At 70.7% G+C, this 21,830-nt stretch carries 22 protein-coding genes, 1 tRNA gene and 1 pseudogene; 13 read left to right on the top strand and 11 right to left on the bottom strand.

Annotation, left to right across the window (positions count from 1 at the left end):
- Nucleotides 1-26: 26 nt before the first annotated feature.
- The 5 genes from ACH4SE_RS05640 (at nt 27) to ACH4SE_RS05620 (ending at nt 3,976) form a co-directional block, all read left to right on the top strand.
- Complete coding sequence (locus ACH4SE_RS05640; RefSeq protein WP_398541997.1) at nt 27-1,202, top strand: MFS transporter; 1,176 nt, start codon at nt 27-29, stop codon at nt 1,200-1,202.
- A 66-nt stretch (nt 1,203-1,268) separates the two neighbouring features.
- Entirely contained in the window at nt 1,269-1,583 is a 315-nt protein-coding gene (locus tag ACH4SE_RS05635) for an FmdB family zinc ribbon protein (protein ID WP_398541996.1), read from the top strand.
- A 93-nt stretch (nt 1,584-1,676) separates the two neighbouring features.
- Nucleotides 1,677-2,534 carry an S-methyl-5'-thioadenosine phosphorylase gene (locus ACH4SE_RS05630; RefSeq protein WP_398541995.1) on the top strand — a complete coding sequence of 286 codons (858 nt, stop codon included), beginning with the start codon at nt 1,677-1,679 and terminating at the stop codon, nt 2,532-2,534.
- Nucleotides 2,535-3,082: 548 nt separating this feature from the next.
- Nucleotides 3,083-3,382, top strand: coding sequence for a hypothetical protein (locus tag ACH4SE_RS05625; protein ID WP_398541994.1), 300 nt, complete (start codon nt 3,083-3,085; stop codon nt 3,380-3,382).
- Between the two features lie 51 nt (nt 3,383-3,433).
- On the top strand, nt 3,434-3,976 hold the full coding sequence (locus ACH4SE_RS05620) for an MscL family protein (RefSeq protein ID WP_398541993.1): 543 nt from the start codon (nt 3,434-3,436) through the stop codon (nt 3,974-3,976).
- Nucleotides 3,977-3,995: 19 nt separating this feature from the next.
- Here ACH4SE_RS05620 and ACH4SE_RS05615 read toward each other — a convergent pair whose 3' ends face one another.
- Nucleotides 3,996-4,250 carry a hypothetical protein gene (locus tag ACH4SE_RS05615; RefSeq protein ID WP_398541992.1) on the bottom strand — a complete coding sequence of 85 codons (255 nt, stop codon included), beginning with the start codon at nt 4,248-4,250 and terminating at the stop codon, nt 3,996-3,998.
- Between the two features lie 113 nt (nt 4,251-4,363).
- Here ACH4SE_RS05615 and ACH4SE_RS05610 point away from each other — a divergent pair, with 113 nt between their 5' ends.
- Entirely contained in the window at nt 4,364-5,530 is a 1,167-nt protein-coding gene (locus ACH4SE_RS05610) for a PLP-dependent cysteine synthase family protein (protein ID WP_398541991.1), read from the top strand.
- 54 nt (nt 5,531-5,584) lie between these two features.
- On the opposite strand, the gene ACH4SE_RS05605 is transcribed toward ACH4SE_RS05610, so the two are convergent.
- Both ACH4SE_RS05605 and ACH4SE_RS05600 read right to left on the bottom strand, forming a co-directional pair.
- Nucleotides 5,585-6,331, bottom strand: coding sequence for a VIT family protein (locus tag ACH4SE_RS05605; RefSeq protein ID WP_398541990.1), 747 nt, complete (start codon nt 6,329-6,331; stop codon nt 5,585-5,587).
- Nucleotides 6,332-6,503: 172 nt separating this feature from the next.
- The gene (locus ACH4SE_RS05600) at nt 6,504-7,499 is read right to left on the bottom strand and encodes an RNA polymerase sigma factor RpoD/SigA (protein ID WP_398541989.1); all 996 of its coding nucleotides are present in this window, start codon (nt 7,497-7,499) and stop codon (nt 6,504-6,506) included.
- A gap of 235 nt (nt 7,500-7,734) precedes the next feature.
- Between ACH4SE_RS05600 and ACH4SE_RS05595 the strand changes: the two genes are divergently transcribed.
- The 3 genes from ACH4SE_RS05595 (at nt 7,735) to ACH4SE_RS05585 (ending at nt 9,848) form a co-directional block, all read left to right on the top strand.
- Nucleotides 7,735-8,253: a GNAT family N-acetyltransferase gene (locus ACH4SE_RS05595; protein WP_398541988.1), complete on the top strand. Its 519-nt coding sequence runs from the start codon at nt 7,735-7,737 to the stop codon at nt 8,251-8,253.
- Between the two features lie 143 nt (nt 8,254-8,396).
- Nucleotides 8,397-9,182: a dioxygenase gene (locus tag ACH4SE_RS05590; RefSeq protein ID WP_398541987.1), complete on the top strand. Its 786-nt coding sequence runs from the start codon at nt 8,397-8,399 to the stop codon at nt 9,180-9,182.
- 18 nt (nt 9,183-9,200) lie between these two features.
- Nucleotides 9,201-9,848 (top strand): hypothetical protein, encoded by a 648-nt coding sequence (locus tag ACH4SE_RS05585; RefSeq protein WP_398541986.1) that lies wholly within the window; start codon nt 9,201-9,203, stop codon nt 9,846-9,848.
- Nucleotides 9,849-10,010: 162 nt separating this feature from the next.
- Here the strand turns inward: ACH4SE_RS05585 and ACH4SE_RS05580 are convergent, their stop codons facing one another.
- Both ACH4SE_RS05580 and ACH4SE_RS05575 read right to left on the bottom strand, forming a co-directional pair.
- On the bottom strand, nt 10,011-11,519 hold the full coding sequence (locus ACH4SE_RS05580) for an MFS transporter (RefSeq protein ID WP_398541985.1): 1,509 nt from the start codon (nt 11,517-11,519) through the stop codon (nt 10,011-10,013).
- 223 nt (nt 11,520-11,742) lie between these two features.
- Nucleotides 11,743-12,387: a TetR/AcrR family transcriptional regulator gene (locus tag ACH4SE_RS05575; protein WP_398542146.1), complete on the bottom strand. Its 645-nt coding sequence runs from the start codon at nt 12,385-12,387 to the stop codon at nt 11,743-11,745.
- Between the two features lie 263 nt (nt 12,388-12,650).
- Here ACH4SE_RS05575 and ACH4SE_RS05570 point away from each other — a divergent pair, with 263 nt between their 5' ends.
- On the top strand, nt 12,651-13,127 hold the full coding sequence (locus ACH4SE_RS05570) for a MarR family winged helix-turn-helix transcriptional regulator (RefSeq protein ID WP_398541984.1): 477 nt from the start codon (nt 12,651-12,653) through the stop codon (nt 13,125-13,127).
- A gap of 42 nt (nt 13,128-13,169) precedes the next feature.
- Here ACH4SE_RS05570 and ACH4SE_RS05565 read toward each other — a convergent pair whose 3' ends face one another.
- Nucleotides 13,170-14,009, bottom strand: coding sequence for an ABC transporter ATP-binding protein (locus ACH4SE_RS05565; RefSeq protein ID WP_398541983.1), 840 nt, complete (start codon nt 14,007-14,009; stop codon nt 13,170-13,172).
- A 78-nt stretch (nt 14,010-14,087) separates the two neighbouring features.
- Entirely contained in the window at nt 14,088-15,626 is a 1,539-nt protein-coding gene (locus tag ACH4SE_RS05560) for an MFS transporter (protein WP_398541982.1), read from the bottom strand.
- Between the two features lie 453 nt (nt 15,627-16,079).
- Here ACH4SE_RS05560 and ACH4SE_RS05555 point away from each other — a divergent pair, with 453 nt between their 5' ends.
- Nucleotides 16,080-17,381: a hypothetical protein gene (locus ACH4SE_RS05555; protein ID WP_398541981.1), complete on the top strand. Its 1,302-nt coding sequence runs from the start codon at nt 16,080-16,082 to the stop codon at nt 17,379-17,381.
- 102 nt (nt 17,382-17,483) lie between these two features.
- Here ACH4SE_RS05555 and ACH4SE_RS05550 read toward each other — a convergent pair whose 3' ends face one another.
- From ACH4SE_RS05550 to ACH4SE_RS05540, 3 genes are read right to left on the bottom strand one after another with little or no spacing between them, the layout of a single operon-like run.
- Nucleotides 17,484-18,137, bottom strand: coding sequence for an FMN reductase (locus tag ACH4SE_RS05550; RefSeq protein WP_398541980.1), 654 nt, complete (start codon nt 18,135-18,137; stop codon nt 17,484-17,486).
- Complete coding sequence (locus ACH4SE_RS05545; RefSeq protein ID WP_398542145.1) at nt 18,134-19,267, bottom strand: LLM class flavin-dependent oxidoreductase; 1,134 nt, start codon at nt 19,265-19,267, stop codon at nt 18,134-18,136. The genes ACH4SE_RS05550 and ACH4SE_RS05545 overlap by 4 nt, the downstream gene beginning before the upstream one ends.
- Nucleotides 19,268-19,325: 58 nt before the next feature.
- Complete coding sequence (locus tag ACH4SE_RS05540; protein ID WP_398541979.1) at nt 19,326-19,832, bottom strand: hypothetical protein; 507 nt, start codon at nt 19,830-19,832, stop codon at nt 19,326-19,328.
- 175 nt (nt 19,833-20,007) lie between these two features.
- Here ACH4SE_RS05540 and ACH4SE_RS05535 point away from each other — a divergent pair.
- Nucleotides 20,008-20,080: transfer RNA gene (locus ACH4SE_RS05535), tRNA-Arg, on the top strand.
- 65 nt (nt 20,081-20,145) lie between these two features.
- On the opposite strand, the gene ACH4SE_RS05530 is transcribed toward ACH4SE_RS05535, so the two are convergent.
- Nucleotides 20,146-20,598, bottom strand: a complete 453-nt coding sequence (locus tag ACH4SE_RS05530) for a tyrosine-type recombinase/integrase (RefSeq protein ID WP_398541978.1) — start codon at nt 20,596-20,598, stop codon at nt 20,146-20,148.
- A gap of 223 nt (nt 20,599-20,821) precedes the next feature.
- Here ACH4SE_RS05530 and ACH4SE_RS05525 point away from each other — a divergent pair.
- Nucleotides 20,822-21,519: pseudogene (locus ACH4SE_RS05525) on the top strand (IS3 family transposase); the annotation flags it as partial.
- Nucleotides 21,520-21,830 lie beyond the last annotated feature (311 nt).

The following is a 21,830-nucleotide window of genomic DNA, read 5'->3' as shown; positions in this document are numbered from 1 at the left end:
GGTTCGCGGCACGGCAGCCTTTCGCGATGCTCACCATCAGCCTGGTACTGCTCGTGGAGCACACGACCGGCTCCTACGCGCAGGCCGGTGCCGCCGCTGCAGTGACGGGGGTCGCCATGGCGCTCTGCGCGCCACGTGCCGGCCGGCTCGCCGATCGGCACGGCCAGCGGGCCGTTCTCGTACCCGGCGTGGCGCTGCACGCGCTATCGGTGTGTGCGCTGGTCGTCCTGGCCCTGGCGCACGCGCCGGCGTGGGCGCTGCTGGCGACGGCGGTGCCGGCGGGCGCGACAGTGCCGCAGATAGGGCCCATGGTCCGCTCCCGGTGGGCGGTGGCGCTCAGTGACCCGGCGGGCGGCGGCACCCCGCTCATGCAGACAGCGGCCGCGTTCGAATCGGTGACCGACGAGTTCACCTTCGTCGTCGGCCCGATTCTGGCCACTGCCCTGTGCACGGGACTCCACCCTGCCGCGGGACTCATCGCCGAGGCGGCGCTCACCCTTGCAGGTGGGTGGCTGTTCGCGGCACAGCACGGGACGCTTCCGCCCCCTCACGGCACGGATGAGGGGGGCGGCCGTCACCGCGCCTCGGCGCTGTCGGCGCCGGGCCTACGGGCTCTCGTAGCGGCGTTCGTGGGCATCGGAGCGGTTTTCGGCGGCATGCAGGTGTCAGTCACCGCCGTCACACAGGAGGCGGGGCATCCCGGACTCAGCGGTCTGGTGTACGGCACTTTCGCCGCAGGCAACATGCTCGCCGGTGTGGCCTACGGCGCTCTGCCCTGGCGTCACAGTCCGCGCCGACGACTGCTGACGGCCTACGGCGCGCTCACCCTCGCGTGCGTCCCGCTGTGGGCCGCAGACGCCCTGCCTCTGGTGGGCGGACTCGTTCTGGTGGTGGGGCTGTGCATCGCACCTGCCCTCATCACGGGCTATACGCTGGTCGAGGCGCTGGTGCCCGCGTCCGCGCGGACCGAGGCGTTCACCTGGTTGACGGGAGGGGTGGCGCTCGGACAAGCAGCGGCCGTCACCGCGGCAGGGCTGCTCGCGGACGGTGTGGGGGCGCATGCGGCCTTCTTCGTGCCGCTGACCGGCACCGCGGCCGCTTTTGCAATGATCGCCATGCTCCGCGAGCACCTCCTCCCGCAGTCTTCGCCGGTACCGGGCGTGGGTGTGATCGGTCACCGTCAGGCGGTCATGGTGGACTGAGCAACAGAAATGCTGCACTATTGAGCGTCGTTAGCACTCAACAAGTGAGAGTGCCAGGAGGAGCTAGTGCCGACGTATCAGTACCAGTGCACCGAGTGCGGCGAGGGTCTCGAGGCGGTGCAGAAGTTCAGCGACGACGCGCTGACCGAGTGCCCCAAGTGCGGCGGACGGCTGCGCAAGGTGTTCTCCGCGGTGGGCGTGGTCTTCAAGGGTTCCGGTTTCTACCGGACCGACAGCCGCGGCTCTTCGTCCAGCAGCACCCCTGCCACCAAGAGCAGCAGCTCGGACAGCAAGGCGAGCGACAGCTCGTCCTCCGGCTCGTCGTCGTCCACGGCGTCCTCCGGGTCCTCCACCTCGTCGAGCAGCTCCTCGGCGGCCTGAGCGCACTCTGCGGAAGCAGCTTTCCGTTCGGACCCCCGCCGTCGACACAGCGGGGGTTCGTCGCACGTCTGCGCCCCGCTTAGGGTGGCGTCCATGGTGCAGAACGGCGGTACGACACACGTACAGGCCGAGATCGGCGTGATCGGCGGATCCGGCTTCTATTCCTTCCTCGACGATGTGACCGAAGTCACCGTCGACACCCCTTACGGTGCGGCCAGCGACTCGCTGTTCATCGGTGATGTGGCGGGGCGGCGCGTGGCATTCCTGCCGCGGCACGGCCGATCGCACCACCTTCCGCCGCACAAGATCAATTATCGGGCCAATCTCTGGGCCCTGCGCGCGGCAGGCGTGCGCCAGGTACTCGGCCCCTGCGCGGTGGGCGGGCTGCGCGCCGAGTACGGCCCGGGCACCCTTCTCGTACCCGACCAGCTCGTCGACCGTACGAAATCGCGAGCGCAGTCGTACTTCGACGGGGAGGCGCGGGCGGACGGCCTGGTGCCGAACGTCGTCCACGTGACCTTCGCCGACCCGTACTGCCCGGTCGGACGGAAGGTCGCAGTCGCCACGGCGCGGTCGAGCGGCTGGGAAGCGGTGGACGGCGGAACGCTCGTGGTGGTGGAAGGGCCACGCTTCTCCACCCGTGCGGAGTCCCTCTGGCACGCCGCCCAGGGCTGGTCGGTCGTCGGCATGACCGGGCACCCGGAGGCAGTGCTCGCCCGGGAGCTCGGTCTGTGCTACACGTCCCTGAACCTCGTGACCGACCTGGACGCGGGCGCCGACACCGGCGAGGGCGTCTCGCACGAGGAAGTCCTTGAGGTCTTCGCAGCGAACGTCGGGCGGATGCGGGACGTTCTTTTCGACGTGGTCGCGGCACTGCCCGCGAACTCCGAACGGACGTGCCTGTGCATCGACGCGCTCGGTGGTCAGGCCCCTGGGATCCCGCTGCCGTAGGCAGGCCACCGGGCTCCCCGTACGGGGGAGTGAGCCGTTCTCCCGCGAGCCCGGGGTTTTCCACAGGGGAACCAGGTTGTCCACAGGGCCCGATCGCGGAGAGGTCCGCGTACGCAATCGTGGGGACGTCGACCGGCAGTCCGGTCCTCGGTCCCCTTCACATCCGGCGGTGATCCCCCGTGCGTACGTCCTCGTCAGCCTCTTCCGTCCTTCCCGTTCCGCTCCCGCCACCCAGGGCCGCCTGCGTCACGTCCGAGGCCGCCGGGGCCGGGGCCTCGCGCGTCCCCGCTCCGTACACCCCCCCGGGGCGCACCGTGCCGGACTTCCCTCCGATCCGCGCAGGACGCGGCGGAGTACGGTGCCTGCTCCCCCGGCTGCCGCGGTTCAGGCGCCGACCACTCGCCGCCGGAATCGTGGTGGCAGCAGCCGTTCTCGCGGTGTCGGCCGCCTACGATCCGCCACCACCCCCGGAACGGCCGGCGGTCGCACGGCGTCCGTCCCCGGCGCCGGCCGTCGGCGCCTCCACTCAGGCCACAGCGGATCGGCCGGTGCGGGCCCCGGTGCGGATCGCGGACGCCGGGGCGGTACGCCTGCTGCGCCCGGGCGACCTGGTCGACGTGCTGGCAGCGGGGCGGGTGGTGGCTTCGGGCGTCAGTGTCGTCGCGATCCCGGAGGAGGCGGGCGGGACGCCCGTGGAGGCGCCCCTGGACACCGCGGAGGGCGAGGCGCCGCCCGCGGAGGGAGCCGGAACAGGTGGTGCGCTCGTCGTGCTGTCCGTGTCGCGCGGCGTCGCCGCCGCCCTGTCAGGGGCAGCCGCGTCGAACCCACTGGCGGTGACACTGTGCTGAATCACCCTTTCGTGAAGCGCGATTGGACAGAGCACTCCCGGATTGCCTTCCATGGCGGAATCTATCATTCCGTCAGATCGGCGTCAGGGAAGGGGCACATCGGTGAGCCAGACGGAGCAGCCGAGCCTGTTGGCAGGCTTCAAGGAGTTCATCACGCGGGGGAACGTGATCGATCTCGCGGTCGCGGTCGTCGTGGGGGCGGCGTTCAGCAGCATCGTGAACTCCGTCGTCAACGGGATCATCAACCCGCTCGTCGGTGCCTTCGGTACGAAGGACCTCGCTGGGTACTCGTCGTGTCTCAAAGGCCCGTGCGTGGTGGACAGCAGGGGCGAGACGGTCGGCGGGATCCGCATCCTGTGGGGCTCGGTGCTGAGCGCGACGCTCACGTTCCTGATCACCGCGGCGGTCGTGTACTTCCTGATGGTCCTTCCCATGGCCCGGTACCTGGCGCGACGGGTCGCGAGGCAGGAGCCGCCGCGGGCGGTCGAGCCGGCGGCGCCGAAGACCGAGGCGAACGCGGAGGCGGACGAGATCACGCTCCTGCGGGACATCCGCGACGCGCTGGTGGGGCCCCGTTCCGGCAGCGCCAGCTGACGTCCGGAGCCGGGCTGCTTCAGAGGTGGTGCGGGGGCTTCTGGCTGAGGAAGCGGGCGAAGTCGTCGTCCGCCGAACCCGTCGGCAGCTCCCCCCAGCCCCGGTCCGTGTCGTCGGCGGAGGGCCGGTCGAAGGGGTCGTCGAAGACCAGTCCCGAAGGCGCAGCCGTCGGACGTGGGGAAGCACTGTCGGCTCCGGCCGCCTCCGTCTCGGCGGCGGGGACGCCTGCTCCGTCGGACACGGGGGTGCGCTCGGGGTCTGCCGCTGTGCTCATGCCTCCAGAGTACGGCGGCGGCGACAGCAGGCAGCCGGTACCGCCGCCCAAACAGACGGGGGGAGATACCCCAAGTGTCGGTTTGATGCCGTCGGACGGATATACCTGGGCCCATGCACGCACCAGAACCGAGAACGCAGGAAGATCGCGCCGCCGCTCCGGCGCAGGAGGCGGATGTCGACCGAAGCGACCTCGCGTACCGCCGCTGGTTGAGCGAGGCGGTGGGGAAGGTCCAGGCCGACGCCAACCGGTCCGCCGATACCCATTTGCTGTCAGTGCCGCTGCCGGCGGACTGGGGGATCGATCTCTATCTGAAGGACGAGTCGACCCATCCGACCGGCTCACTGAAGCACCGGCTGGCCCGATCGCTGTTCCTGTACGCGCTGTGCAACGGCTGGATCCGCCCGGAGCGACCGGTGATCGAGGCGTCCAGCGGTTCGACGGCGGTCTCCGAGGCCTACTTCGCCCGATTGATCGGTGTCCCCTTTGTGGCCGTGATGGCTCGCGGGACGGTGCGGGCGAAGATCGACCTGATCGAGTTCCACGGAGGCCGGTGCCACCTGGTGGACGACCCGGGCGAGGTGTACGGGGCAGCGACCCGGCTGGCCCGGGAGACCGGCGGCCACTACATGGATCAGTTCACCTACGCGGAGCGGGCGACGGACTGGCGGGGCAACAACAACATCGCCGAGTCGATCTTCCGCCAGCTGTCGGCAGAGCGTCATCCGGTGCCGACGTGGATCGTGGCCACGGCGGGAACGGGCGGGACGTCCGCCACACTCGCTCGCTATGTCCGCTATGCCCAGGCGACCACCGGCATCTGCGTGGCGGATCCGGAGAATTCGGCGTTCTTCCCCGGGTGGCGCGACCACAACCCCGCGGCGACCACCGGCACGGGTTCGCGTATCGAGGGGATCGGGCGGCAGCGGGTGGAGCCCAGCTTCGTCCCCGGGGCCATCGACAGGATGATGCGCGTCCCGGACGCCGCGTCGATCGCGAGCGTACGCGTCCTTGAGCGGCTGCTCGGCCGCAGGGCGGGCGCGTCCACAGGAACGGGGCTGTGGGCCGCCTTCCGCATCATTGCCGAGATGCGGGCGCGAGGCGAGCACGGCAGCGTGGTCGGGCTGCTCTGCGACCCGGGCGAGCGCTATCTCGAGAAGTACTACGCGGACACCTGGCTCGCCTCCCAGGGAATCGACATCGCCCCGTACGTGGCACGCATCGAGCACTTTCTGACAAGCGGGTCGCTGGAGCCGGTACGTCCGCCCGGCGACATCTGAGCACTGCGCAGATCCCGGACGAACGGATCCCGGCGTGCGGGCCCGCCTGTGCGGTCACACTCCCGCCGCGCCGAGCAGCGCGCCCACCGCATAGGTCACCGCCATGGCGATGGCGCCGCCGGCCGCGTTGCGCACCACGGCCGGACGCGCCGGGGCGTTGCCCAGCCACGCACTGATCCAGCCGCAGCAGACAAGGGCGGCGACCACCGATACCACCGTGACCGCCAGCCGCCAGTCGTGCGGCGGCAGGACGATGGCCAGGAGGGGCAGCAGCGAGCCGACGGTGAAGGAGACGAAACTCGCCCACGCTGCGTGCCAGGGGTTGGCGAGTTCGTCAGGATCGATGCCGAGTTCGACGCGGGCGTGGGCGCCCAGGGCGTCACGGGCGGTGAGCTGTTCGGCGACTTCCCGGGCGAGGTCGCGCGAGATGCCGCGGTCCTCGAGCAGGCCCGTGAGCTCTTCCAGTTCGGCTTGCGGGGTGGCGGCGAGTTCTTCGCGCTCGAGGGCGAGCGCCGCCTGTTCGGAGTCTCGCTGGGTGCTCACGGACACGTACTCACCGGCCGCCATGGACAGCGAGCCCGCCATGAGGCCGGCGAGGCCCGCGGTCAGGAGCGCCGACCGGGAACCTGTGGCGCCGGCGACGCCGACGACCAAGCCCGCGGTGGAGACGATGCCGTCGTTCGCGCCGAGGACGGCGGCTCGCAGCCAGTTCAGCCGGGTGCCCAGGCCCTCGTGATGGGGCTCGCCGGGGTGCGGCCCCGGGTGGTCCGGCTGTGGGCTGTCACCGCTGTGATCGCTCATGCCAAGAAGGTTCTCACTCCTCCTCGCCCAACGGGTCTTGGTCACCCGTGACGGGCCGTCGTGCATTCAGCCTCTGCTGCACGACGGCAGGGCCGAACCCCGGCGCGGGGGGGGGGTGGCACCGGGGTCCGGGTCTGTGGGCCGGTCTGCCAAGGGCGGACCGGCGGGATCGTCAGGCCGCTTCGTAGTCCAGGCCGGTCGCGCGGGCCATGCGCTTGAGGTCGGCCAGGGCGTGCTTCTCGATCTGGCGGATGCGCTCGCGGGTGAGGCCGTGTTCCTTGCCTACCTCGGTGAGGGTGCGCTCACGGCCGTCCACGATGCCGTAGCGGGCGCGGATGATCGATGCGGTGCGGTCGTCGAGGCGGTCGATCAGGCTGTCGAGTTCCTCGCGGCGCAGCATGACCAGGACGGAGTCCTCGGGGGAGGGCGCGGCGCCGTCCTCGACGAGGTCGCCGAACTCTGTCTCGCCCTCGGCGTCGACCGACATGTTCAGCGACACCGGGTCGCGCGCCCAGTCCAGGACGTCGGCCACGCGCTCCGGGGTGGAGGACAGCTCTGCGGCGATCTCGGCGGGCTCGGCGTCACGGCCGTGCTCGCGGTTGAACTCGCGCTGGACGCGACGGATCCGTCCCAGCTCCTCCACGAGGTGGACGGGCAGCCGGATGGTGCGCGACTGGTCGGCGATCGACCGGGTGATGGCCTGCCGGATCCACCAGGTCGCATAGGTGGAGAACTTGAACCCCTTGGCGTAGTCGAACTTCTCGACGGCGCGTACGAGGCCGGCGTTGCCCTCCTGGATCAGGTCGAGCAAGGGCAGGCCGCTTCGCGGGTAGCGCCGGGCCACCGCGACGACGAGCCGGAGGTTCGAGCGGATGAAGATGTCCTTGGCCCGCTCCCCTGCGGCCACCAGGGCCTCCAGTTCCTCGCGGGTGACCTCGCCGCCGGCGCCTGCCGGTAGATCCGGGTCGGAGGCGAGAATACGTTCGGCGTAAACTCCTGCTTCGATGTCCCGGGACAGCTCGACCTCGCGGGCGGCGTCGAGCAGCGGCGTGCGCGCGATCTCGTCCAGGTACATGCCGACGAGGTCGCGGTCGGCCACTTCCCCGCCTGCGGCGCGAACGCTGCTGGTCCCGCCTGCGTGACGACGGGCGACGGCACGGGTTGCCATGCGTGCTCCCCTTACGAAGGTGCGGTCGGTCTCGGTCGGACCGGGCGGGCGGTTGCAGCCGCCGCCGTGAACCGCAGGTCGAGCCCGGTGTGCGGCTGCCGCGGTTCTTCGGCCTTGCTGTTCGCTTGCCCCATCCGACTGGGATAACGACTGGAATCCGGACACAATTCCCATGTCGTCACCTGTTTTTTATGATCATGCAGTACCCTGTCCCGCCACACCGAGAGGTCGCAGCATGTCGGAACGTACGGATGTCCAGGTCAGAGCGGGTACGGAGGGCGACCTCGCAGCGCTCACGGACATCTACAACCACTACGTCCGCGAGACGCCGGTCACTTTCGACATCGCCCCCATCACCCCCGACGAACGCCGTCCGTGGCTGCTCTCCCATCCGGAAGACGGCCCCCACCGCCTCTTGGTTGCCCAGCCCGCGAATGGCGGACAGGTCATCGGTTACGCGACGAGCAGCCCCTACCGCCCCAAGGCGGCCTATGTGACGTCGGTGGAGACGAGCATCTATCTCGCACCCGGGGCCGGCGGGCGCGGGGTCGGTTCACTGCTCTACGCAGCACTGTTCGACGCACTCGCCGACGAGGACGTGCACCGTGCCTACGCGGGCGTGACGTTGCCGAACGAGGCGTCGATACGTATCCACGAACGCTTCGGTTTCCGCGAGGTCGGAGTCTTCCGGGAGGTCGGGCGGAAGTTCGGCACGTACCACGACGTGGTGTGGCTGGAGAAGCGGCTGCACTGACGGCGGGCGCGGCCACCTCCGGCAGACCCGCTCGCACCGGATGGCACCAGGAGTGGTGCGGCAGCGCAATGCGATATTTGAAGTTTCAAGCAGACAGGATTATCGTCGTACCCATACGCTTGAACTTTCAAGGAGGGTGGGCCATGACCGCAGCTGCTCCCGAACGCATGCCCGCGCTCTACCTTTCGCACGGCGCGCCGCCACTCGCGGACGACGCTCTCTGGCCGGGCCAACTCGCCGCCTGGGCGTCCGGCCTGCCGCGGCCCAAGGCGGTTCTCGTCGTCTCCGCACACTGGGAGGACGCCCCGCTGGCGATCGGCGCGACGACGACCGTGCCGCTCGTCTACGACTTCTGGGGCTTCCCGGAGCACTACTACCAGGTCAGGTACCCCGCGCCCGGTGCCCCGGAGCTTGCTGAGGACGTACGCAAGCTGCTGCGCCGGGCGGGCAGCCCTGTGCAGGACGTGCCGGACCGCGGCCTGGACCACGGCGCCTACGTGCCGTTGGTGGAGATGTTCCCGGACGCGGACGTGCCCGTCCTGCAGGTGTCCATGCCCACGCTGGACCCGGTGGGCCTGCTGGAGATCGGCCGGCGCCTCGCGCCGCTCCGGGACGAGGGTGTGCTCATCGTCGGCAGCGGCTTCTTCACCCACAATCTCGCCGCGCTGCGTCATGCGGGCCCGCAGCCGCCTTCGTGGTCGGCGGAGTTCGACGACTGGGGCCACCGCGCGCTGGAGGGCCAGGACGTAGACGCACTGCTGGACTTCGAGCGCACCGCGCCCGCCGGGCGCCTGGCGCACCCGCGGACCGAGCACTTCGCGCCGCTGTTCGTTACGCTCGGCGCCGCCGAGTCCGAACTCGGCAGCCAGCGCAGCATCATCGACGGATTCTGGATGGGGCTGGCGAAACGCTCCGTCCAGTTCGGCTGACCAGAAGGACCTCTCCCCATGCAGACACGACGCATCGCGATCGGCGTGGCCGTTCTCGCCGCCGCCGTCACCCTGGCCGCCTGCGGCCCCGACGACGACAAGGAACCGTCCGATGCCGCGAGCAGCACGACGGCGGCTGCCACCGGTGGCGCCAGCAGCCCGGCCGGCACCGACGGCAAGGCTCCCGCGTCACCGGTGAACTGGCCCGCGCCGGCCGACGCCACCGCCCGCGTCAAGGCAGCAGGTCTGCCGATGCTGGGGGCCGAGGGCCAGGTGCTGCACATCCACAGCCATCTGGACGTGTTCGTCGACGGCAAGGCGGTCACGGTACCGGCCGACATCGGTATCGACCTCGTCAAGCAGCAGATCAGCCCACTGCACACACACGACACGTCGGGTGTCGTGCACATCGAGTCGCCGGTGAAGGCGGACTTCACCCTCGGTGAATTCATGACCGAGTGGAACGTACCGTTCGGCAAGGACACCCTCGGCACGTTCAAGGCCGGCGGCGGCAAGGAACTGCACGTGTACGTCAACGGCACCGAGCAGACGGGCGACCCGGCCTCGCTGAAGCTGGGGGCACACGACGAGATCGCCGTCGTGTACGGCACGCCCGCGGAGAAGGTGCAGGTGCCGTCGCAGTACACGTGGCCGGAGGGTTTGTAGGACGGCGTCCGGCTGCTGCCGCGAGGCACGCACGACGTATCGGCAATCGATGGGCGCGCGTCCACCATCGACTGCCGATACGACATACGGCAGGCCCCCGTCCTTCCACGTGAGTGGAAGGACGGGGGCCTGCCGTATGTGTGAGAACGCCGGGCAGGCGGGTCAGTGAGCGATGACCGGGATGGCCAGGTCCTCCGCGGACTTCTCACCGTCGACCTGCTGGTGACCGCCCTGCACTCCGGCGTCGATCAGCACGAAGGCCAGCAGCGCGGAGAGGGCCAGGATGCCCGTCGCCCAGTAGATGGCGACGGAGTAGCCGTGCACCGCCGACTGGTTGAGGAACAGCTGGTTCTTCAGGTCCGCCTTCGACGTGATGTGCGACGACACCCAGGTCGCGGTGGCGCTGGTGGCCAACGTGTTCAGCAGCGCGGTGCCGATGGAGCCGCCGACCTGCTGCGAGGTGTTGACCATGGCGGACGCCACGCCGGCGTCCTCCGGCCGCACCCCGTGCGTGGCGAGGCTCATCGCGGGCATGAACGCGGTGCCCATACCGAGGCCCATGAGCACCAGGCCCGGCAGCAGCACCGCCGCGTAGGAGGAGTCGACCTTGATCTGCGCGAGGACGAGCATGCCGAGGGCGGCGACCAGGAAGCCGGGCGCCATCAGCAGCCGCGGGCGGACCCGCAGCATGAGCCGCGTGCCGATCTGCGTGGAGCCGACGACCATGCCGCCGACCATGGGCAGGAACGCGAAGCCCGACTTGAGGGCGGAGTAGCCCATGACCTGCTGGAGGTAGTAGGTCAGGAAGAGGAACAGGCCGAACATGCCGATGACGGCCAGGCCCAGCGACAGGTACACGCCGCCACGGTTGCGCTCGGTCACCACGCGCAACGGCAGCAGCGGCGCCGAGACGCGGCTCTCGACGAGCGCGAAGGTCGCCAGGAGGACCACGGAGGCCGCGAACAGGCCCAGGGTCATCCCGGACGTCCAACCGTCGCTCTCGGCGCGGCTGAAGCCGTACACGAGGGACACGAGGCCCGCGCTGGCGAGGATCACGCCGGGGATGTCCACCCGGTTGCGGTTGCGGCCCTGCGCGGGCTCGCGGATGACGAGGACCGCGCCGATGACGGCGGCGATGGCGAAGAGGATGTTCACGAAGAGCGCCCAGCGCCAGTTGAGGAACTGCGTCAGGACGCCGCCGAGGATCAGGCCGACCGCGGCGCCGGCGCCCGCGATGGCGCCGTAGATGCCGAAGGCCTTGGCGCGCTCCTTGGCGTCGGTGAAGGTGACCGCGAGCAGCGAGAGCGCGGCGGGCGCGAGCAACGCGCCGAAGACGCCCTGCAGGGTGCGCGCGCCCAGCAGCATCGCCGTGTTGACCGCTGCGCCGCCGATCGCGGAGGCGACGGCGAAGCCGAGCAGGCCGACGATGAAGGTGTTCTTGCGTCCCCACAGGTCGGACACCCGGCCGCCGAACAGCAGCAGGCCGCCGAAGGCCAGGGTGTACGCGGTGATGACCCACTGCTTGTTGCCGTCGGAGATGCCGAGGTCCTGCTGGGCCGACGGGAGCGCGATGTTCACGACCGTCGAGTCCAGTACGACCATCAGCTGGGCTATGGCGATGAATATGAGCGCTGTCCAGCGCCTCGGATCCGGCTGGGGTGTTTCAGGCATGGCTTGGTCTCATTACGTGGTGCGGAGTGACAGAACGTGGGGACGTGTGTCGGCGTGACACCGGGCGGGGCCGCGCGGAGGATCGGGGTCAGGGATCCGCGCCGGTCCGCGGGTGCGGGGGCGGCGTTGCGCACGGGGGCGAGCGGACGGCCCGGGCTGCGCGAGCGGGCGGCTCAGCGAACCCGGTCACATTACGGCCCGGTTGGTGGGTGTTGCGAATGATTTACGACATGCCGGCTTGCAATTCCTTCAGGGTCGCGGCGTTCCCCTCCAGAGCCGAGTGCGCCGGGGCGCGCAGGCCGTCGAGGAACAGCTGCAGGTGGCGGTGGACGAAGCGGTCGAAGCCGGCGCAGCAGACCCCCGGCAGCGGCCGGGTGAGCTGCGTCACGGCAACCATCACGTCACCGACCGCGATGTCGGTGCGCAGCTGGCCCGCGCGCTGGGCGCGCACCACGATGGCGCTGATCGACCGCTCCATCCGTTCGACCTGACCGACGACCGCGGGGTCCTGGCGGTCGAAGACGTCGGTGAGCAGTGGACACAGGGCGCCGATCCGCTCCTGCGCCGCTTCGAGGACGAAACGGCGCAGCGCAGCGAACGCGTCCGGCTCTTCGGCCAGTGCGTCCTCGGCGCGTTTCACTGTACGGGCCACCACTGACAGCGTGACCTGACGGACCAGGTCGGCGCGGTCGGTGAAGTGCCGGTACAGCGTGGCGTTGCCCACGCCCGCCCGGCGTGCGATCTCGTCGAGGGCGACGTCCGGGCCGAGCTCGACTATCGCTTCTCGAGCCGCGGTGACGATGCGTTCGCGGTTGCGGGTGGCATCCGCACGCAGCCGCACGGGGCGGGGCCGGGTGGCGGCGTCCATGTCGGTCGGCACGGAGGGCTCCTTCCGGTCTCGCGGGACTGACGCGGGTCGTACGAACCGCCGGGGCGCCCCGGCGGCGGAGAGGCCGGGTCCGTTTCCGGCCAGCAGGTCAAACGGGGATCCGGTCCCCGGATATTTCGCACGTGGGGCGTGACCTGCACCACAGCGCCTATCGATGATCGCCGCAGGCACGAGCAAGAAGGGCGGGAGGTAACCCGGAGCGCAATTCATTGAACCTTCAAGAAAACCACTACCATGGATCCATGACATGGCTGACAGAGGAACAGCAGGCGACCTGGCGGGCTTTCCTCCAGGCGACGACGCTGCTGGACGACCATCTCGACCGTCAGCTGCAGCGCGACGCCAGCATCCCGCACATGTATTACGCCCTGCTCAGCACCCTGTCGGAGACCACCGACCGCAGGATGCGGATGACCGAACTGGCGGAGCGGGCCAAGATCACCCGTTCCCGGCTCTCCCACGCCGTGGCGCGGCTGGAGGGGCACGGCTGGGTGCGCCGCGAGGACTGCCCCACGGACCGGCGGGGCCAGGTGTGCGTGCTCACGGACGCCGGTTACGCGGAGCTGGTGCGGATCGCGCCCGGTCATGTGGCCGCCGTACGCGGGGCCGTCTTCGACCGGCTCACCCCCGAGCAGAGCCGGCAGCTCGGGGAGATCTCGCGGGTCATCGCCGAGGGGTTGCACGGCAGCGACGGCGCGGACGTGCCCTGGCTCCGCTGACGGCGCTGTCCGCGCCGCGGACGCAACCGCGGCGCGGCGGCCTCAGGCGTTCGGCGTGACCCGGCCCGAGCGGGCGAGCCAGCGGCCCTCGTGCCAGCTGACCTCGATCGGACGTCCGAAGCAGCGCGTCATCTGCTCGCCGGTGAGCACCTGCTCTGCGGGACCCGAGGTCAGCACGCGGCCCTCCTTGAGCAGCAGAACATAATCGATGGACGGCGACAGCTCTTCCAGGTGATGGGTGACTGTGATCGTGGTCAGTGCCGGCCTGGTGACGGCGAGTCGGTGCAGGGCGTCGATCAGGTCCTCGCGGGACGGCAGGTCGAGTGCGTTGAACGGTTCGTCGAGCAGCAGCAGAGACGGATCGGCCATCAGTGCCCGCGCCACCAGGATGCGGGCGCGCTGACCGCCCGAGCAGACGCCGTAGGGGCGGTCCGAGAGCTCCTTGATCTCCAGCTCGGCCAGCAGCGCGGCGGCGCGTTCGCGCACCCCGTCGTCGTACTTCCGCCACAGCGGCTGCACAGTGCCGGTGTGCCCGGTGAGTACGACGCCGTGCGCGGTGAGGTCGAGCGGCACCTTCTGCGCCGAGGAGACCAGCCCGATACGGGCACGCAGTTCGCGCATGTCGACGCGGCCCAGGCGGTGGCCCAGAACGTCGACCGTGCCGGTGGTCGGGTGCATCAGCGCCCCGATCAGCCGCAGGACGGTGGTCTTGCCCGCGCCGTTCGCGCCGAGCAGCGCCCAGTGCTGGCCCGCGCGCACGGTCCAGGTGATGTCGTCGAGGATGACCTGCCCGGTGGTGAAGCGGCGCACGCTGACCGCGTCGAGTACGGCGACCTCGTCCGGCGCGGGGCCTGCCGGGTTGCCTGTCACGTTGGCTGTCATGACGGAACGGTAGCTGTATGCGCCAACTTTGCGGGGCCGGTTTCCGGGATGTGGATGCCCGGTGTGCACCGCCGCCGGTCAGGCGGGAGCCGGGGACGGGCTCTCCTCGGCGGTCACTTCGGCGATACGCGGCGGTCCCGGCCGGAACAGCAGGAAGGTGACGAGGAAGCCGAAGGCGAAGAAGCCCGCGGACCACCAGTAGGCGACGGTGTAGCTGTGCAGCTGCGCCTGGGCGATCGCGGCCGGGCTCGGACGGCGGCCGGAGAGGTAGCTGGTGGCGGCGCTCGTGGCGAGCGTGTTCAGCAGCGAGGTGCCGACCGAGCCTCCGACCTGCTGGCTGGTGTTGACCATGGCCGAGGCGACACCCGCGTCGTGCGCCTGGACACCGGCGGTCGCGAGGTTCATCGCGGTGGCGAAGATCAGGCCCAGTCCCAGGCCCAGGAGGAGCAGCGGCGGCATCACGTGCGCGGCATAGGTGCTGTTGCCGCCCAGTGCCGTCATCCACGCCATGGCGCCGCCGGCCAGCAGCATGCCGGTCGGCACGATCGGTTTGGCACCCAGTTTCGGGACCAGCACGTTGGTCGTCGTCACCGACGCGATCACCAGCACCGCGACCATGGGCAGGAAGGCCACGCCCGTCTTCACCGGCGAGTACAGCAGCGTGCGCTGCATGTAGTACGTCAGGAAGAGGAAGACGCCGAACATTCCCGCGCCGGACAGGAACATCGCCACGAACGACGCGGCGCGGTCGCGGTCGGCGACGACGCGTACCGGCAGCAGGGGGTGCGTCGCGCGCCGCTGCCACCCTGCGAAGGCCGCCAGGAGGACCGCACCGGCCAGCAGGAATCCCCAGGTGCTGCCGGCGCTCCAGGAGTGCCGTTCGGCGTTGGAGAAGCCGTAGACGATGCAGAACAGCCCGCTGGAGACGAGGAGCGTCCCGGGGATGTCGAGGGACGGGCGGTCGGGCAGCGTGCCGGGGGTGAGCAGGCGCGCACCGCCGAGGAAGGCGATGACGGCGAAGATCAGGTTGACGTACAGGCACCAGCGCCAGTTCAGGTACTCGGTGAGCAGGCCGCCGAGGAGCAGCCCGACGGCGGCCCCCGCGCCCGCGATGGCGCCGTAGATGCCGAAGGCCTTGGCACGCTCCCTGGCGTCGGTGAACGTCGTCGTGAGCAACGACAGTGCGGCGGGGGCGAGCACGGCCGCGAAGGCGCCCTGGAGGGCGCGGGCGACCACGAGGATCTCGAAGCTCGGCGCCGCGCCGCCCATCGCCGACGCGGCCGCGAAGCCGACCAGGCCGATCAGGAAGATCCGTTTGCGTCCGACGAGGTCGGCCAGCCGGCCGCCGAACAGCAGCAGGGAGCCGAAGGCGAGGGCGTAGGCGGTGACGACCCATTGGCGGTCGCCGTCGCTGAAGCCGAGGTCCTTCTGCGCGGACGGCAGCGCGATGGTCACGATGGTGGCGTCCAGGATGACCATCAGCTGGGCGATGCCGATGACGACGAGCACCCACCAGCGGCGGGAGGAGTGTGCGTCCGCGGTGGCCCGCCCGGGCGGTGAACCCGGGGCGCTCGCCCGGCCCCTGGCCGACGACGTCTCGGAGGAGCTTCGTGCCATGGCGTGGGTCTCCTTTGCGCCAGCGCGCGTTCCCCGGATTTCCACGCTAGGCGCAGCTCGGCGCCCCCGCCATGCGGGGCACACGGACCCCGTGCGGGCGTGGGCGGCGGTCCCGGGCGGTTGGGCCCGGGGATCCACCGCGACCGCCATCGGACGACCGTCCCTGGTGGTGATGACGGCCACGCCAGTGGGGTGCGGCTGCTGCACGACGATGACTAACCGCCGGGCCGGGACGGATAACGCGCACTCACCCGTTCGGCGTGACCCGACCGGTCCACGGGCGGCGGCGTGTACGCGTGGCAGTCACCGTTACGAGTGAGTGCGCGCGAGCGCCCCGCACCCGTACGCAGCAGTTGCGCGGGCGGGCGGGACCGCGGGGCCGTTGGCTGGCGGGAGGGGATCCGACGGGCCCGGAGCAGCGGACCGCCGGCTGGCCGGCGAGGGAGTGCGCACATGGCGACGAGCGCGGACGGGCCCGGCGGTGTCCCCGGACCGGGTGACGCGCCGCTCGGCGCGGACGAGCGCGCCGAACTGGCGGCGTTCCGACGGCGCGCGTCCGGGCATCCGTGGTGGCGCACCACCCTGTCCGCGCTGCTGGTCACGCTGGCCGCGGTGCTCGCCCCGCTCAGCGCCGCGGCGGTGTGGGTCGCCGACGAGATGGGCGACACCGGCCGCTACGTGGCCACGGTTGCGCCGCTCGCCCGGCATCCGGACGTCCGGGCAGCGGTGACCGACCGGGTCACGGACGCCGCCATGGCGAAGATCGATCTCGAGTCACTGCTGGCGAAGACGGCGCCGAGTGACCGCCCGCGGCTGGAGCAGGCGCTCGGCGGCCTGCGCGGGCCCCTCACCAGCGGCATCCGCGACTTCGTCCGGCAGACGGTGGCGAACTTCGTGGCGAGCGACGCCTTCGCCCGTATCTGGGAGCAGCTGAACCGGCAGGCCCACACGGCCTTCACCGGGGCACTGACCGGGAAGGACGACACGGCCGTGCAGGTGCGGGGGGACGCCGTGGTGCTGGACCTGGAACCGGTGGTGGCGCAGGTGAAGGAGCGGCTGCTCGGCCGCGGGCTGGCCGCCGCGTCGGTGATTCCGGAGGTGCGGACCGAATACACGCTGGTCAGGTCGAAGGATGTGCAGCGGGCACAGACGGGCTTCCGGGTGCTGCAGATCGCCGGGAACTGGCTGCCGGTCGTCACCGTCGTGCTGGCGGCCGCCGGCGTGCTGCTCGCCGCGCACCGGCGGCGCGTCCTGGTGGCCGCCGCGCTGGGGATGGCCGCGGGCCTCGCGGTGCTGGGCATCGGACTGTCGGTCTTCCGGATCGTCTATCTGGATCATCTGCCCGCCGGAACGAACGAGGCGGCGGCCGGCGCGGTGTACGACCAGCTGACCCGCTTCCTGCGAGTGACCGTGCGTGTGGTGATCGTCCTGGGGGTGCTCGTCGCTCTGGGGGCCTGGCTGAGCGGGGCGGGGCGGTGGGCGACGCGGGTGCGCAGGGCGTGGGAGACCGGTATCGGCGGGGTGCGGCAGGCGGTGGGACCGTCGACGACGGGGCCGGTGGGTCCGTGGGTGCACCGCCACCGGTACGCGCTGCGGTGGGCGGTCGTCGTGGGCGCGGGGCTTGCGGTGCTGCTGTGGTCCTATCCGACGGGCCAGGTCGTCCTCTGGATCGCGCTGGTCGCCGTGGGCGTCCTGGCGGTGGTCGAATTCCTCGACGAAGGGGGCGGCGGCACCGCGGAGGCGGGCCGGGCGTAGCCGCGTGCGCGGCGCTCACCCCTGCGGGTGACACGGCGGGGTCAGGTCACTCGCAGGAGTGACCTGACCCGTGCCGCCACCCGGGCGGGTGGCGCGGGAGCGTCACTCGCCCGGGGCCAGCGCCGCGAGCTGCTGGGCGAAGGGCGTGAAGGTCTCCTCGGCGGACGGAGGGCGTGGTGCCGGCGCGCCCGCCAGGTGACGGGCGAGTTCGGCGGCCGCGCGGGTGACGCGGAGGGCGAGGGGGTCGCCGTCCGGGGTGCCTGCCGCACCCGCCGTGCCCCAGTCCTCCGTGGCCGCGTACACCGCCGTGGGCATCACGACAGCACGCAGGTAGGAGAACAGCGGCCGCATGGCGTGCTCCAGTACCAGGGAGTGGCGTGGGGTGCCGCCGGTGGCCGCGATCAGCACCGGGGTCCCGGCCAGGGCGTCCTTGTCGACGACGTCGAAGAAGGACTTGAACAGGCCGCTGTAGGAGCCGGTGAAGACGGGCGTGACCGCGATCAGCCCGTCCGCGGACGTGACGGCCTCCACGGCGGCGCGCAGCCGCGGACCGGGGAAGCCGGTGACCATGTTCTGGGCGATCTCGTTCGCCAGGTCGCGCAGCTCGACGACCTGGACGTCCAGCTCGGGTCCCGGGCCGGTGCCCGCGTTCTCGGCGACGTGCTGCCGGGTCGCGGCGGCCAGCCGGTCGGCGAGCAGCCTGGTGGAGGACGGGCGGCCGAGGCCCGCGGTGATCACGACAAGGTGCCTGGTCATGCGCTGACCTCCTTGCTGCCGCGGCGGCCGGCGGTGTCGCCGCTGTCGATGATGTCGTCGGTGCTGCGGGCGACGAGCGCCTCGTGGGTGGGCCCGTCCGGCACCTCGGCCGGGCGTCCCGCGGCGAACTCGCGGCGCAGCACGGGCACGACCTCCTCGCCGAGGATGTCGAGCTGCTCCAGCACGGTCTTCCGCGGGAGACCCGCGTGGTCCATCAGGAACAGCTGCCGCTGATAATCGCCGAACGATTCGCGGAACGTGAGCGTCTTGTCGATGACCTCCTGCGGCGACCCGACGGTCAGCGGCGTCTGGTCGGTGAAGTCCTCCAGCGACGGTCCGTGGCCGTACACCGGGGCGTTGTCGAAGTACGGGCGGAACTCACGCACCGCGTCCTGCGAGTTCTTGCGCATGAACACCTGGCCGCCCAGCCCGACGACCGCCTGCTCCGGCGTCCCGTGGCCGTAGTGGGCGTAGCGCTCGCGGTACAGGCCGATGAGGCGCTTGAAGTGCTCCTTGGGCCAGAAGATGTTGTTGGCGAAGAATCCGTCGCCGTAGTAGGCGGCCTGCTCGGCGATCTCCGGGCTGCGGATGGAGCCGTGCCACACGAACGGCGGGACGCCGTCCAGCGGGCGCGGGGTGGAGGTGAAGGACTGCAGCGGCGTGCGGAACCTGCCGGCCCAGTCGACGGTGTCCTCGCGCCACAGCTTGTGCAGCAGCGCGTAGTTCTCGACGGCCAGCGGTATGCCCTCGCGGATGTCCTTGCCGAACCACGGGTAGACCGGGCCGGTGTTGCCGCGGCCCAGCATCAGGTCGACGCGGCCGTCCGCGAGGTGCTGCAGCATCGCGAAGTCCTCAGCGATCTTGACCGGGTCGTTCGTGGTGATGAGTGTCGTCGACGTGGAGAGGATCAGGCGATCGGTCCGCGCGGCGATGTAGCCGAGCATGGTGGTCGGCGACGACGGCACGAACGGCGGGTTGTGGTGCTCGCCGGTCGCGAACACGTCGAGCCCGACCTCTTCGGCCTTCTGCGCGATGGCCACCATCGCCTTGATCCGCTCGTGCTCGCTCGGCGTCCGCCCGTTCGTCGGGTCCGTGGTGACATCGCCGACCGTGAAGATCCCGAACTGCATCTCGTCCACCGTCCCATTGGTTGATGTTTCAACCACAGGAACCGATTGCCTTCCGCGGCTATTCCCCCGGCCGCGCGCCGGTGCTTCCCGAGTGGTCGTCTCCCCCGGTACCGCCGGGACGCGGGCCGTGACCGGGCGGCTGCACACCGTGGTAATGGATCGAGCCCGCCTGGATCACGGCCTCGTGGTAGACCCCGCCGTGCGTCGCGTTCGTCGTGTAGTACGTGGTGCCCCCTGCGGCAGGGGACTCCGGCACCAGCTCGGCCAGCAGCCGGCGCAGCTCGTCCGCCGCGGCCGGGTCCGCCTGGAGCATCCGCCGAAGCCGCAGCCGCCACTCGGCCCGCACGTCCTCCTCCGTACCCGCGTCCCGCGCCCGCGACGCCTCGGCCAGCTCGTCCCGGGACCGCTCCAGATCGGCTCCGGCCGCCTCCTCCGCGCCCTCCGTACCGCCCCGCGCGAAGAACCGCGCCAGCCGGGCCCTGACCTGCACCCACGCGTCCGAGGCCATCAGCCCCACCACCGTCGTCGCGCCCGACGCCGCGAGTCCCGCCAACTCCGCTTCCACGCTGCCCCCTTCATCCTCACCGGAACGGCCCCTGCCGCGCCCGCCCGCCTTCACGGTAGGGCGGCGGGGCGGGGGTGTCCCGCCGCACAGCGCACCGGCCGGTGACCACCCCTTCCGGCCTCATCCGCTAATCTGTCCTGGGCCGCCACAGGCGGCCTCCGTACCGCTCCGTCCCGCCCCAGTAGCTCAGGGGATAGAGCACGGCTCTCCTAAAGCCGGTGTCGCAGGTTCGAATCCTGCCTGGGGCACAACTCGAAACCGCTCTGACCGGCGGTTTCTCTAGATCGACAGCTCGTTACGCGCGGCCTCGGACTTACCGTCCGGGGCCGTTTGCGTGAGCGGACGGGCTGTCGGTCCCCGAAATATCCCCGGAACGATCACCACGGTCCGGCACGGAATTCCCGCCGGATGTCTCGGCCTCGCCGCCGGTCTCCGTCCTTACGTCGACCGACTCGACGTCCTGCGCGACACCGCGGTTTCGCGCTACGAGGCGGGCCGCCGCCTCCGCGATGGCCATGTCGGTCTCCGGCAGCAAGCTGGTACAGGTGTCCGCCGTGATGGTGATCGAGGAGTGCCCGAGCATCTCCTGGATGTCCTTGAGGTCCGCTCCCGCCGCATGGGCGAGGGTCGCGGCGCCGTACCGCAGGTCGTGGAGCCGGATCGGCGGAAGGGCGATCTCCTCGCGCAGCTCGTTGAAGCGCCCAGTGACCTTGGCCGAGTGGAGCCAGGCGCCGTTCTCAGCGGTGAAGACTCGGCCGGTCTCCACCCAGCCATCGCCCCACTCCCCCCGGTCCTTGTCCTGCTGTGCCCGGTGACGCTTCAGGACCGCGACGGTCTCCGAGTCGGGGCGATCGTGCGGGCGCCGGCATCCGTCTTCGGGTCGTCCTCATAGACCTCCCAGCCGTCGACGACGAGTTGCTTGGCGACCGTGATGAGGGACGCCGCCAGCTTGGTGTCGGTCCACAGCTGCCCGCACGCCTCACCGCGCCGGAGTCCCGAGGATCACCGCCGAGCTCCGCGACGTGGGCGAGCACGTCAACCACAAGCGGATCGCGCGCGTGATGCGGAGCATCGGCCTGGAGGGCGTGCGACTGCGGCGCCGGCACCGCACCACGGTTCCGGACGCGGCCGCGGCTCCGGACCTGATCGGCCCGGACTTCACCGCCGGCGAGCCGAACCGAAGGTACGTCGGTGACATCACTTATCTTCGGCTGGAGGGCGGGAAGTTCCTCTACCTGGCCACCGTGATCGACCTCGCCTCGCGCCGCCTTGCTGGCTGGGCGCTCGCGGACCATATGCGCACTGAACTGGTCGCCGATGCCCTGGCCGCCGCCGACACACCCGCGGCAGCCTCGCCGGGGCGATCATGCACACCGACCACGGGGCGCAATACACGAGCAGGGCGTTCGTCGATGCCTGCCGTCGGGCCGGGGTCCGGCAGTCCATGAGCGCGGTCGGCAGCTCGGCGGACAAGGCGCTCGCCGAGTCCTTCAACGCGGCGTTCAAACGCGAGACGCTCCAGGGCCGAAAAAGCTGGCCCAGCCGGCACCAGGCCCGCCTCGACGCCTTTGGACGGCTGCACCGCTACAACACCCGCCGCCGTCACTCCCGCCTCGGACAGCGCAGCCCGACCGCCTACGAGGCAGCGTCCCGGACACCATCAACTACGCTGACGACAGCCGCATAAACCGTGTCCAGGATTCGGGGTCAAGGCCCGTTGCTGGCGATGAAACTCTGGCACGGCGAGGACGTACTGCTGCCATTCGCGCTCCATCTGAACATAATGCTTGCAAACTCCTGGATGCCACCGCTTCGTCTGATCGACTATGCCCGTCAGCGCCCCCTGGGAGTGACCAAGCGCATCTGGAAGTATAGCAACGGAAACGAGTATGCTGCCCCGCCTGAGTGACCGGCAGGAGCCATCATATCTGCGGAACTGTTCCCGCCTATTGGGTCAGCGAACGGCGTCCGTTCAGTGGGCATCTCGACACCCCCGGC

Source organism: Streptomyces sp. NPDC020983 (assembly GCF_044333485.1).
Classification (GTDB): Bacteria; Actinomycetota; Actinomycetes; order Streptomycetales; family Streptomycetaceae; genus Actinacidiphila.
Note: the sequence above shows the minus strand (reverse complement) of the source record. Positions and strands in the feature narration are given on the sequence as shown.